The 12471-nt window shown below is 64.3% G+C and carries 10 protein-coding genes; 5 read left to right on the forward strand and 5 right to left on the reverse strand.

All coding sequences use genetic code 11. The annotated features are described in order from the left end of the window. Positions 1 to 35 precede the first annotated feature (35 nt). Positions 36 to 794, forward strand: coding sequence for a 3-hydroxyacyl-CoA dehydrogenase (locus WA904_RS06940; protein ID WP_425196394.1), 759 nt, complete (start codon positions 36 to 38; stop codon positions 792 to 794). A gap of 110 nt (positions 795 to 904) precedes the next feature. Here WA904_RS06940 and WA904_RS06945 read toward each other — a convergent pair whose 3' ends face one another. Next, on the reverse strand, positions 905 to 1477 hold the full coding sequence (locus tag WA904_RS06945) for a hypothetical protein (protein WP_425196395.1): 573 nt from the start codon (positions 1475 to 1477) through the stop codon (positions 905 to 907). Positions 1478 to 1699: 222 nt separating this feature from the next. Between WA904_RS06945 and ggt the strand changes: the two genes are divergently transcribed. Next, positions 1700 to 3568 carry a gamma-glutamyltransferase gene (ggt, locus tag WA904_RS06950; RefSeq protein WP_425196396.1) on the forward strand — a complete coding sequence of 623 codons (1869 nt, stop codon included), beginning with the start codon at positions 1700 to 1702 and terminating at the stop codon, positions 3566 to 3568. Between the two features lie 112 nt (positions 3569 to 3680). Here the strand turns inward: ggt and WA904_RS06955 are convergent, their stop codons facing one another. Further along, the gene (locus WA904_RS06955) at positions 3681 to 4586 is read right to left on the reverse strand and encodes a YihY/virulence factor BrkB family protein (RefSeq protein ID WP_425196489.1); all 906 of its coding nucleotides are present in this window, start codon (positions 4584 to 4586) and stop codon (positions 3681 to 3683) included. 78 nt (positions 4587 to 4664) lie between these two features. Between WA904_RS06955 and dnaG the strand changes: the two genes are divergently transcribed. Both dnaG and rpoD read left to right on the forward strand, forming a co-directional pair. After that, positions 4665 to 6605: a DNA primase gene (dnaG, locus tag WA904_RS06960; protein ID WP_425196397.1), complete on the forward strand. Its 1941-nt coding sequence runs from the start codon at positions 4665 to 4667 to the stop codon at positions 6603 to 6605. 287 nt (positions 6606 to 6892) lie between these two features. After that, the gene (gene rpoD, locus WA904_RS06965; RefSeq protein ID WP_425196398.1) at positions 6893 to 9292 is read left to right on the forward strand and encodes an RNA polymerase sigma factor RpoD; all 2400 of its coding nucleotides are present in this window, start codon (positions 6893 to 6895) and stop codon (positions 9290 to 9292) included. 101 nt (positions 9293 to 9393) lie between these two features. On the opposite strand, the gene WA904_RS06970 is transcribed toward rpoD, so the two are convergent. Beyond that, positions 9394 to 10233 (reverse strand): class III extradiol dioxygenase family protein, encoded by an 840-nt coding sequence (locus WA904_RS06970; RefSeq protein ID WP_425196399.1) that lies wholly within the window; start codon positions 10231 to 10233, stop codon positions 9394 to 9396. 11 nt (positions 10234 to 10244) lie between these two features. Further along, positions 10245 to 10619, reverse strand: a complete 375-nt coding sequence (locus tag WA904_RS06975; protein WP_425196400.1) for a protocatechuate 4,5-dioxygenase subunit alpha — start codon at positions 10617 to 10619, stop codon at positions 10245 to 10247. 77 nt (positions 10620 to 10696) lie between these two features. On the opposite strand from WA904_RS06975, the gene WA904_RS06980 reads away from it, so the two are divergent. Further along, positions 10697 to 11647 (forward strand): LysR family transcriptional regulator, encoded by a 951-nt coding sequence (locus WA904_RS06980; protein WP_425196401.1) that lies wholly within the window; start codon positions 10697 to 10699, stop codon positions 11645 to 11647. Positions 11648 to 11694: 47 nt separating this feature from the next. On the opposite strand, the gene WA904_RS06985 is transcribed toward WA904_RS06980, so the two are convergent. After that, positions 11695 to 12402 (reverse strand): alpha/beta fold hydrolase, encoded by a 708-nt coding sequence (locus WA904_RS06985; RefSeq protein ID WP_425196402.1) that lies wholly within the window; start codon positions 12400 to 12402, stop codon positions 11695 to 11697. Positions 12403 to 12471: the final 69 nt, after the last annotated feature.

Below are 12471 nucleotides of genomic sequence, written 5' to 3' on the forward strand. Positions count from 1 at the left end.
CACCCTCCCCTCATCATTTCCCGAAGGAACATCTCATGGACATCGCAGGCAAAGTATTCATCGTCACCGGCGGCGCATCGGGACTCGGCGAAGGCACCGCACGCATGCTCGCGGCCAAGGGCGGCAAGGTCGTGATTGCGGACATGCAGGTTGAAAAGGGCGAAGCGATTGCGAAAGACATCGGCGGCGCCTTCGTCAAGTGCGACGTGAGCCAGGAAGCAGACGGCCAGGCCGTGGTCGCCAAGGCCGTATCCATGGGCAAGCTCATGGGTTTGGTCAACTGCGCCGGCATTGCACCGGCCGAGAAAACCGTCGGCAAGAACGGCGCGCACAACCTCGGCGTGTTCAGCAAGACCATCACGGTCAACCTGGTCGGCAGCTTCAACATGATCCGCCTGGCCGCCGACGCCATGTGCAAGAACGAACCCGAAGCCACCGGCGAGCGCGGCGTGATGATCTCCACCGCCTCGGTGGCAGCTTACGACGGCCAGATCGGCCAGGCCGCCTACAGCGCGTCCAAGGGCGGCATTGTCGGCATGACGCTGCCGATCGCGCGCGACCTGGCGCGCAACGGCATCCGCAACATGACAATTGCCCCCGGCATCTTCGGCACGCCCATGATGTTCGGCATGCCCAAAGAAGTGCAGGAGTCGCTGGCAGCCTCAGTGCCTTTCCCCAGCCGCCTGGGCACGCCGCAGGACTACGCCAAGCTGGCGCAGCACATCTTTGAAAACGACATGCTCAACGGCGAAGTCATCCGCCTGGACGGCGCGATCCGCCTGGCGCCGCGCTGAACACGGATCAGGCGCTTTCAGGGAAAGCGCCGCAGCGAAGCCGTGTTTGTCCGATGGCCGCCTGAAACCTCGGATCCCGCCGCAAGCATTCCGCTGCGGCCTGACGGCTGTCAGGCGTCCTTGCCGGAGCGGCGGGCTCGCCCGGCAGCATCGGCGGCGGCCCGGGCTGCTTCTCTCGCGGCTTCGCCCGCTTTCTGAAGGGCCTCGCGAGCGGCCTGAGCGGCTTTGTGCGTGTCTTCTTTCGCGGATCGCGCGGCAGCGCGAGCGGCCTCTTCGGCGCGGTCGGCCGCCTCTTGCGTGGCCGTGACAGCCTTCACGGCTGCCTCTTCGCTTTTGCGCCAGGCCTCGCGGTTTTCCTCGTTCACCTTTGCAGAGGTTTCGCGGATTTTTTGCTGGCTGCGCCGCGCTGCATCCGCTGCCTTGCCGGCCAGCCGGCTGATCGTGTCCGAAACGCGCTGCGAGATGTCGCCAGCGGCCTGCTCCGCTTTCTTCGCCGCTGCTTCGACGGCGGCAACCGTTCCGCGGCTGGCTCTCGCAGCATCACGCCCGGATTTCGCCGCATCTGCGCTGGCCGATGGCGCTGCAACCCGAGCAATGGGCGGCGGCTTCGCCGGCTCTTGCGCAGCCAGTCGGGCCGTTCCGGCAAGCAAGGGGATCAGGATCAGGAGGTGTCCGATGTGCATGATGCGCGCTCCGAAAAAGCAGGTCGTTGAAGCGCACAGCATGACCCGCTCTGGCGCTGCGCTGATTGATGCAGCGCAACACTTCAGCGCCTTCGTTCACGGGTCCGGGGCAGGCCCGCCTCTTTTCAGCTGCTTACAAATGGCCGCGAAGGGCAAGGCCTTGTCCTGCGGGAACAACGCCAGCTTCGGTTTACCATGAAGCGCTCATCACCCGGAGAAGCCATGAACAACAACGCCCCCGCCCTGAAGCGCCCTGCCTTTCGCCTGCTGGCAGCTGCCCTGGCGGCCACCTTGCTGGCCGCGGGCTGTGCCACTGCCCCACCCTTTGCCTACAGCGTGCCGCAGCAGCCAGAAGGCGGCTCCGGCTACACCGAAAAACCCGGCTGGGCCACGACGAAGTTTGCGGTGGCTGCGGCCAATCCGCTGGCCACCGATGCCGGCTACCAGGTGCTCAAGGCCGGCGGCTCGGCGATCGATGCGGCGATTGCCGTCCAGATGGTGCTCACGCTGGTCGAGCCGCAATCGAGCGGCATAGGCGGCGGCGCGTTTTTGCTGCATGCCAGCGGCAGCAAGGTCGAGGCCTTCGACGGCCGGGAAACCGCACCTGCGGCCGCGGATGAAAAACTCTTTGTCGGCGCTGACGGCAAACCCATGGTCTTCATCGACGGCGTGGTTGGTGGCCGCTCGGTCGGCGTGCCGGGCACGGTGCGCATGCTGGAGATGGCGCACAGGCAGCATGGCCGGCTGCCCTGGGCGCAACTGTTTGTCCCGGCCATCACGCTGGCCGAGGGCGGCTTCAAGGTCAGCGCGCGCCTGGCCACTCTGCTCAAGACCGAGCAGCACCTGAAGAAAGACCCGGTCGCCGCGGCCTACTTCTACAAACCCGGCGGTGAACCACTGGACGTGGGCACCACGCTGCGCAACCCGGCGCTGGCCGATGTCCTGAAAAAGATCGCTGCCGGCGGCTCTAAAGCCTTGCTGGAAGGCGAGGTCGCCCAGGCCATCGTGACCAAGGTGCAAAGCCATCCGACCAATCCCGGCAAACTCAGCCTGGCCGACCTGGCCGGCTACCAGGTCAAAAAACGCGAGCCGATCTGCCACGACTACCGGGCCCAGGCACGCGACTACCGCATCTGCGGCATGCCGCCGCCAAGTTCAGGCGCAATTGCCGTCGGGCAAATCCTCGGCATCCTGAACAACACACCCGCCGCCACCCTGGCACTGGACACCGGCATGGGCGGCCTACCGGGCACCACCGGCCCCGTACCGTCAGCCGACTGGCTGCACCTGTACACCGAGGCCTCGCGCCTGGCCTTTGCCGACCGCGCGCAATACCTGGGTGACCCCGACTTCGTGCAGGCACCCGGCGGCAACTGGATGAGCCTGCTGGACCCGGCCTACCTGGCCGAACGCGCGAAGCTGATCGCAGCCCAACCCGGCGGGCAAAGCATGAAGGTCGCCAAACCGGGCGCACCGGGCGGCGTGAAAAGCGCCTACGCCCCGATGCCGGAGCAGCCCGAGTACGGCACCTCGCACATCAGCATCGTGGATGCCTATGGCAACGCGATTGCAATGACCACGACGATTGAAGACGCTTTCGGCTCACGCCAGATGGTGAACGGTTTCCTGCTGAACAACGAATTGACCGACTTCAGCTACGCCCCCACGGACGCCAGCGGTGTGCCAGTGGCCAACCGCGTGCAGCCCGGCAAACGGCCGCGCTCGTCAATGGCACCCACCCTGGTGTTTGACAAGGCCACCGGCCAGCTGGTGATGAGCGGCGGCAGCCCGGGTGGCGCGCTGATCATTCACTACACAGCCAAAACCGTGTACGGCGTGCTCAACTGGGGACTGATGCCGCAGCAGGCCATCAACCTGCCCAATTTCGGCTCGCTCAACGGCCCGAGCCTGCTCGAGGAAAAGCGCTTTGCACCCGCCACCGTCGAGGCCCTGAAGGCACGCGGCGCCGAAGTGCGCGAGATGAACATGACCAGCGGCCTGCAGGCGATCACGCGCGGCCAGGCGCACGGCACCCCGGTGTGGCTGGGTGGAGCTGATCCACGCCGCGAGGGCGTGGTGATGGGTGATTGAGCATAAAAACAGGTTCCAGCCCATAAAGGGCGGGCGCAGGCAGCTCTTATTTTGATAGCAACCGCAGCGTGGCGCACGGGAAGAAGTCCTCCCGGACCCGGCCCAGGAAAACCTAAGGCGTTTCCGCGCGCAAGGGGTTGGACGGTACAGACTCTGGCGGATTATCGATGCGTTCGTATTCGGAAATCACCTGGGCACCCAGCAGCAGCAGAGTGGCGGCAATCTCCAGGCTCAGCAAGACCACGATGGCGGTGGTCAAGGAACCGTACACCACGTTCACCTGCGACAGCGTGCTGAAGTACCAGACCAGCAGGTGGCGTGTGATCTCCCACAGCAGCGCCGCCGTCACGCCGCCTATCAGTGCGTGCCGCCAGGAGAGTTTGCCGACCGGCATGACCATGTAGACCGAGGTCAGCAGGAAGATCTCCCCGGCCAGCCCCAGCAGGTAAAGCAGCAGGCCAGAAACACCGCTGAGCGACCATTCGCGGCCCAGCACGTCCACGCTCTCTTCGCCCATGGCACGCAGGCCGCCCGAGACCAGCGTCACCACCAGCAGCCCGGCGCCCAGGCTGACGATGTAGCAGTAAGGCAGCAGGGCCGAGACGATGAAGTGCCGGCGCCGCACCGCAATGCGGTGCAGGAAGATCACCGACATCGCGTTTTCCAGCACCGTGAAGGCCAGCGAGCTGAAAAACAGCATGGTCACCAGCAGCACCCAGCCGACCACGTCGCGATGTTCGAGAAAGGTCGCCAGCTCGGCCACCACCGCGCGCGACTGCACCGGCATCAACCACTCCAGATAACGGCCCAGGGTCTGCAGCAGCTCGGCCTGGTCGATCACATGCGACAGCGCGATCACAGCCAGGATCAGCAACGGAACAATCGACAGCAGCGCGTAATAGGCCACCGCGCCGGCCAGCAACAGGCCCTGGTTGGCCCGGAAGCTTTTGAGCACCCGCCAGGCGAAGGCCGCCGGGTTGGCCATCACATGGGCGGCCTGGTGGCTGAGGATCTGCATGGCCCATGGTAGCCGCAGAAGCCGGGCCATGCAGTCCCGGGCGGCCCAATCACGGAGTCGGGAAGGCACAATACAGCCGTGGCCATTCCCCAATCGTTTATCCAGGAGCTTTTAGCGCGCGCCGACGTGGTGGACATCGTCGGGCGTTATGTGCAGCTCAAAAAAGGCGGGGCCAATTTCATGGGGCTGTGCCCCTTCCACGGCGAAAAATCCCCCTCCTTCAGCGTCAGCCCGTCCAAGCAGTTCTACCACTGCTTCGGCTGCGGAAAAAACGGCAACGCCATCAGTTTTCTGATGGAGCACGGCGGCATGACTTTTGTCGAAGCCGTGAAAGACCTGGCCCAGCAGTACGGCCTGCAGGTGCCGGAAGACGATGTCTCGCCGCAGGAGCGCGCCCGCGCCGCCCAGGCGCGCGAGCAGCAGGCCACGCTGACCAGCGTGCTGGAAAAAGCCGGCATCGCCTACATCAAGCATTTGCGCAGCTCGCCGCGCGCCGTCGACTACCTCAAGGGCCGCGGCCTGTCGGGTGAAATCGCGAAGGCCTTCGGCCTGGGTTACGCGCCCGAAGGCTGGCGCGCGCTGGCCAGCGTGTTCCCCGACTACAACGACGCACTGCTGGTCGAAAGCGGCCTGGTTATCACCGGCGAGCCTGGCGAGGAAAACGCGCAGGGCGAGGCCAAGCGTTACGACCGTTTCCGCGACCGCATCATGTTCCCCATCCGCAACGTCAAGGGCGAATGCATCGGTTTCGGCGGGCGCGTGCTGGGCGACGAAAAACCCAAATACCTCAACTCCCCGGAAACTCCGGTGTTCAGCAAGGGCCGCGAGCTCTACGGACTGTTCGAGGCACGTACCGCCCTGCGCGAACACGGCTATGCGCTGGTGACCGAGGGCTATATGGACGTGGTGGCGCTGGCCCAGCTCGGCTTTGCCAATGCGGTGGCCACCCTGGGCACCGCCTGCACGGCCGACCATGTTCAAAAACTCTTCCGTTTCACCGACTCGGTGGTCTTCAGCTTCGACGGCGACAGCGCCGGCCGCCGCGCGGCGCGCAAGGCACTCGATGCGGCCCTGCCCTTTGCCACCGACGTGCGCACCGTCAAGTTTTTGTTCCTGCCCCAGGAACACGACCCCGACAGCTACATCCGCGAACACGGCCAGGAAGCCTTTGCCGCCTATGTCGCCAAGGCCGTGCCGCTGAGCAAATTCATGCTCGAAGCCGCCGGCGAAGGCTGCGACCTGGACACCGCCGAAGGCCGCGCCCACATGGCCAGCAATGCCAGGCCACTTTGGAGCCTGCTGCCCGACGGCACGCTCAAGCGCCAGCTGCTGGCCGAAATCGCCGACCAGGTGCTGATCGACAGCCGCGAACTGCTGCAGATCTGGCAGCCAGCCGTCACAGGCTATAAAAACAATAGCAGTCAGCGCCCGCCTGGCAAGGGTCAACGACAAAAAACACCTGAAACATCAGGCGCCGCCCCGCATTTCGAGGATTTCTCGGGAAACTTTGCCGACCTGCATGACGAAGGCGCCTACGCCGCCTCGCTGCCGGCGCTGGCAGGGCCGGCCAGCACCAGCCGAAGCCGTCCTGCGCGGCGCATTGCAGGCCGGGTGCTGCCCGCCAGCCGCGAAGACCGCGTGCTGCGCCTGATGCTGACCGACCCGCAGAGCTGGGACAAGCTCAGCAGCGAGGAACATGTGCTGCTGTGCGAGCTGCCGGCCCCGCACGGCCCGCTGTTTGTCTGGCTGGAGAGCCAGCTGCATGAACATGGCCCCCAGCCCTGGGCGGCCCTGCGCGAAGGCCTGCGCGAGCACCCGCACGAGAAACACGCGATTGACCAGATCGCCCAGCTTCCCGAGGGCATCGAATGCGACTGGGACGAGGTCCGCAGCATCCTGGACCAGCTCCTCAAGCTCAAGCGCCAGCAGGAAATGGTTGATTTGCTGCCCCAGGTCATGGCCGACCCTTCCGCCCGGCGGCGTTATGAAGAACTTTCCGCCCTCCTGAAAACAAGCTGAATTTCCCTTGTTTTTCTGCCCAAAAATGAGGCAGAAGGGTATAATCCGATTTTCCGCTACGGCAAGCGCGACAGCAGCACCTCCGGCACCCGCCCCCCGCAAGAACGGGACCTCACAGGTTGAAGGGCAACTTCCCCGCAAGGACTGCACACCAAATGTTCGCCCAAACAACTTGCCTGCAAATGCCCAGCCATCCGGCGCGGGCATTTTTTGTGCCCGCGTCCTGACTTCCGTCAGGTGCCCGGGAACCCAGTCTGTTGAAGGAAGTTTTACATCGGGAGTTCGCCATGCCTGCCCAGAAGTCCAGCAAGTCCGTCAAAGCCGTGCCCAAGTCCAAAGCCGCAGCCAAACCTGCGGCCCGACCGCCCGTCAAGAAGGCGGCCAGCAAGCTTGAAAAACCCCGAAAAACCGCCATATCCACAGCAGTTCCCGGCAAAAAGACCGCAGTCCCCAAAGCTCCCCTGAAATCCGAAAAGCCAGTCAAGAAAGTGTCCCCCGTGCCGACAAAGTCTCCCGCCTCCACTGCCAAGCCCGCTGCCAAAAAAGAAGCCGAACTGAAGGTCACCCCGGCCGCAGCCGGCACCGATGTGCCCGTGAAAAAGAAACCCGGCCGCCCACCGAAAAACCCGGCCGTAGCCGTGGAAGCCGGCGGCGCCAAGCGCGGCCGCAAGCCGAAAATCGCCATCAAGGGCGACATTGACGAGGACCTGTCCGACATCGAAGACGACCTGGTCGGCGAACCCGTGGCGGAAACGACCGAGAAGGTCAAGCCGCTGCGCATGAAAATCAGCAAGGCCAAGGAACGTGCCTTGATGAAGGAATTCGGCCTGGATGAAACCGTGCTGTCCGAAGAAGACATGCTCAAGCGCCGCCTGCGCCTGAAAACCCTGATCAAGCTCGGCAAGACACGCGGCTACCTGACCCACGGCGAAATCTCCGACCACCTGCCCGACAAGCTGGTCGATGCCGAGACCCTGGAAGTCGTGGTCAACATGCTCAACGACATGGGCGTGGCGGTGTACGAACAGGCGCCCGACGCCGAAACCCTGCTGCTGAACAACACCGGCCCGACGGTGGCCACCGAAGAAGAGGCCGAGGAAGAAGCCGAAGCCGCCCTGTCCACCGTGGACAGCGAGTTCGGCCGCACCACCGACCCGGTCCGCATGTACATGCGTGAAATGGGTACGGTCGAGCTGCTCACGCGCGAAGGCGAAATCGAGATCGCCAAGCGCATCGAGGGCGGCCTGATGAAGATGATGGAAGCCATCTCCGAAAGCCCGGCCACGATTGCCGAGATCCTGCGCCTGGGTGAAGACATCCGCGAAGGCAAGGTGGTCATCTCCACCGTGGTGGACGGTTTTTCCAACCCCAACGAAGCCGACGATTACGTGGCCGAGGAAGACTTCGACGAGTTCGACGAGGAAGACGACGACGACGGCAAGGGCGGCTCCAAAGCGCTGACCAAAAAACTCGAGGAACTGAAGAAGGAAGCGCTGAGCCGCTTCGACACCATCGCCTCCCTGTTCGAAAAAGTCCACAAGACCTACGACAAGGAAGGCTGGGGCACGCCCGCCTACACGAAAGCACAGAAAGCGCTGAGCGACGAGCTCATGACCGTGCGTTTCACCGCCAAGACGATTGAAAAGCTGTGCGACCTGCTGCGCGGCCAGGTGCTGGACGTGCGCAAGAAAGAGCGCGAGCTGCGCCGCATCATCGTCGAGAAATGCGGCATGCCGCAGGAAGTCTTCATCAAGGACTTTCCGCCCAACCTGCTGAACCTGAAATGGGTCGAGAAACAGGTGGCTTCCGGCAAGCCCTGGTCCACCATCATGGCGCGCAACGTTCCGCCCATCCAGGAACTGCAGACCAAGCTCGGTGAACTGCAGGCCCGCGTGGTCGTGCCCCTGGGCCAGCTGAAAGACATCAACAAGCGCATGAACGAAGGCGAGACCAACTCGCGCGACGCCAAGAAAGAGATGATCGAGGCCAACTTGCGCCTGGTGATTTCGATCGCGAAGAAGTACACCAACCGCGGCCTGCAGTTCCTGGATTTGATCCAGGAGGGCAACATCGGCCTGATGAAGGCGGTCGACAAGTTTGAATACCGCCGCGGCTACAAGTTCTCGACCTACGCCACGTGGTGGATCCGCCAGGCGATCACGCGTTCGATCGCCGACCAGGCGCGCACCATCCGCATCCCGGTGCACATGATCGAGACCATCAACAAGATGAACCGTCTGTCGCGCCAGCACTTGCAGGAGTTCGGCTTCGAGCCCGACGCCAGCATCCTGGCCGAGAAGATGGAGATTCCTGAAGACAAGATCCGCAAGATCATGAAGATCGCCAAAGAGCCGATCTCGATGGAAACGCCGATCGGCGACGACGATGATTCGCACCTCGGCGACTTCATCGAGGACAGCGCCAACACCGCACCGCTGGAAGCGGCGATGCAGGCCGGCCTGCGCGATGTGGTCAAAGACATCCTCGACAGCCTGACACCGCGCGAAGCCAAGGTGCTGCGCATGCGTTTCGGCATCGAGATGAGCACCGACCACACGCTGGAAGAAGTCGGCAAGCAGTTCGACGTGACGCGCGAACGCATCCGCCAGATCGAAGCCAAGGCGCTGCGCAAGCTCAAGCACCCTTCGCGTTCGGACAAGCTGCGCAGCTTCATCGACACGCTGTAAACAGCCATCCCGGGCCTGGCCCGGGATTCAGCATAAAAAGCGCCTCAGGCCCTTATTCAACGGGCGTGAGGCGCTATTTTTTTGGGAGCAGAAGTGCTTGCCTAGTCCAGCGCAGCCAGCGCCATCATGCCGGCGGCCGTATTGGAGATCGGGATATGGTAATTGGTGTGCACCTTGCGCACGCGGCCCGGCACGGCAGCACGCGTGGCCAGCCACATCAGCAGCTCCACACCCTGGGTGCCGGTTTTTTCGACGAGTTCATGGATGCTGTACTGCGCGGCCCAGTCGGGCTCGCTGATCAGGCTGTCCATGAACTTCAGGTCAAAGGCCTTGTTGATGAAACCGGCGCGTTCGCCGTCGAGCTGGTGGCTCAGGCCGCCGGTACCTATCACCACCACCTTCTTGTCGCTGTCCCACGAGGCAATCGCCTCACCCACCGCCTTGCCAAGGGCCAGGCAGCGCTTGGCGCTGGGCAGCGGAAACTGCACGGTGTTGATGCAGATAGGCACCGTCAGCACCGGGCACGGGCCTTCGGGCCAGAACAGCTTGAGCGGCAGCGTGAAGGCATGGTCCACCAGCATTTCCTGGCAGGTCGTGATGTCGAACTCCTTGTCCACCAGTTCGTTGATGATGTGCCAGGACAGCGTGGGCACCCCCTTGAACGGCGGCAGCGTGGGAATGCCCCAGCCTTCGTCGGCATTGCGGTACTCGGGCGCGGCGCCCACGGCAAAGGTCGGCATTTTGTCCAGGAAGAAGTTCAGGCCGTGGTCGTTGTAGAACACCACGGCAATGTCGGGCCTGACCTCGTCGAGCCAGGCCCGCACCGGCAGGAAGCCGTCAAAAAAAGGTTTCCAGTAAGGCTCCTGCTGGGCGCCCCGGGCGATCGCGCCGCCGATGGCGGGCACGTGGGAGGTGGTCAGGCCACCGATGATTTTTGCCATGGTGCTTTTCCTCAGGCCAACAATGTGGCGGGTTGATCGTTCTGCGCGAGCAGCCGCGCCTTGAAGGCCTCCTTGCTCAGGCCGGTCTGCGCGGCGCCCAGGTCCTGCACGTCCAGCCCCAGGATGCCGGCGAACTTGGCCAGGTAATACACATTGCCGCCGGCCGCCAGCAGGCCCAAGACGTTGCGCGTGCGTATGGCTTGGGCCTGCTGCTCGTTCAGCCCGTAGCGAAGCATGTAGCCCACCTCATCGGCCTTGAAGGCCGCACGGCTGTCCGCGTTGTTGAAGGAAAAACACATCTTGTTGAGCGCATACCCTTTTTGGGCCTGCTCGCCATCAAACAGCGTGGTGCCGGGAATCGGTGGTAGCGGCGGGGATTGGGACACGGAAATCTCCTGAGCTTGACCTGTATCAGTACCCCAGTATTGCCGTCCGATTACAAAAGATAAACCGATGGAGGCTCATGAAACAGATGAATGAAACCGATGGGTCCGGCCTGGACGCCCGGCTGTTGCAGCTGCTGCTGAGCGTGATCGAAACCGGTAGCGTGACCGTGGCGGCGCAGCGCCTGGGCGTGACGCAGTCCGCCGTGAGCCACGGCCTGGACCGGCTGCGCACCATCACCGGTGACCCGCTGTTTGTGAAGGCTGGCCGCGGCATCGTGGCCACCGCGCGCGCCGAGGCCCTGGCCGCACCGGCGCGAGAACTGCTGGGCGCCATGGGACGTTTTGCACGGCTCGGCAACTTCGACCCCGCGCAGTGGCAAACCAACTTCACGATCGCCGCCAATGACTTCCAGCGCGACCTGCTGCTGCCTGCTCTGGCCGCGCGCCTGCGCGCGCAGGCGCCGGGTGTGGTGCTGCGCGTGATTCCGTCGGCAGTGCCGCGGCTGGAAATGCTGCGCAGCGACGACTGCCAACTGGCCATCAGCCCGCGCCCGCCCGAAGGCAGCGACATCGTGCAAAAACGGCTGTTCGAAGACCAGTACCGGGTTTTCTACGACCCGGCGGTGCGCGAGGCCCCGCGTACCGAGGCCGACTACCTGGCCGCCAGTCATGCCACGGTGGTCTACGAGCCGCGCCGCAGCCTGGAGCTGGACCGCGTCCTCGCAGCACGCGGCCTGAAGCGGAACTTCACGGTGATGGTGCCGTCCTTCAGCGCACTGCCCGCCTTTCTGCGCGGCACCCCGCTGCTTGCGACGGTGCCCGGGCTGCTGGCGCGCCACACCCTGCAAGGCCTGGTCAGTTGCCCGCCGCCCCTGCCCTGCCCGGGCATGCCCATGTACGCGATCTGGCACCTGCGCTACCGGCAAGATCCGGCCCACCGCTGGCTGCGTCAGCAACTGGACGCCGTGGTAACCCCTGCGCTGGCCGACGCCGCGTCGGGTCAGTTTTCAAGTCAAATCGGCCGCTAGCCTTTGTCAGTCGGGTCGTAGTCGCTATTGTTTTTGAAGCATCAGATTCAGTCGCGCGCCAGCCAGTCCGCCATGGCGGCGCTGACTTCTGCCGGCCGCTCCATGGTGCTCATGTGGCCGCAATGGTCTACAAGGCGCAGGCTGGAACCGGCAATGGCGGCATGCATGGCCTGGTGCTGCGGCGGCGGGCTCCAGGCGTCGTCGCGTCCGCACAAAACCAGTGTGGGGCACTCGATGCCGGGCAACAGCGCGGCGGCATCGAGCCGGTTCAGCAGTGCGTGGATCTGTGCTGCGAACTGGTCGGGGTTGCTGCGCTCCAGCATATCCAGAATGGATTCAAAAAGCGGCGTGTCCAGCTGGTCCGGGTGAACCATGCCGCGCGCCCACTGCTCGCCAAGCGCGCGCATGCCGCGGCTGCGGGCCAGCATCAGCAGGGTCATGCGCCCTGCCCGCTCCTTCTCGCCAGCCTCACCCGGGGCCAGGGGATGCGTGCCGGTATCCAGTAGCGCCAGACGGTCGACGCGCTGGGGTGCCAGGCGCATCACCTCCAGCGCAACGCGCCCGCCCATGGAATGCCCGGCCAGCGCAAAACGTTCGGTGGGTGCTTCCTGCAGCACTTGCCGGGCCATGTCGGAAAGGGAACTGCGCAAGCCCCAGGCCGGTACCACGCAGCGGGCCGGCAAGGCCGCCACCTGGTGCGCCCAGGCGGCGGCGTCGCACATCAGGCCCGGCAGAAGCATCAGCGTGCCTTGCATGCCGCCGCCTAGTGCTGCAACCTGGAAGTATCGGAACAAGATGAAAGTGATGGATTCGTGCCCAGGGCA

Origin of the sequence: Polaromonas sp., from assembly GCF_049790275.1 — a bacterium.
Taxonomy (GTDB): Bacteria; Pseudomonadota; Gammaproteobacteria; order Burkholderiales; family Burkholderiaceae_C; genus Polaromonas.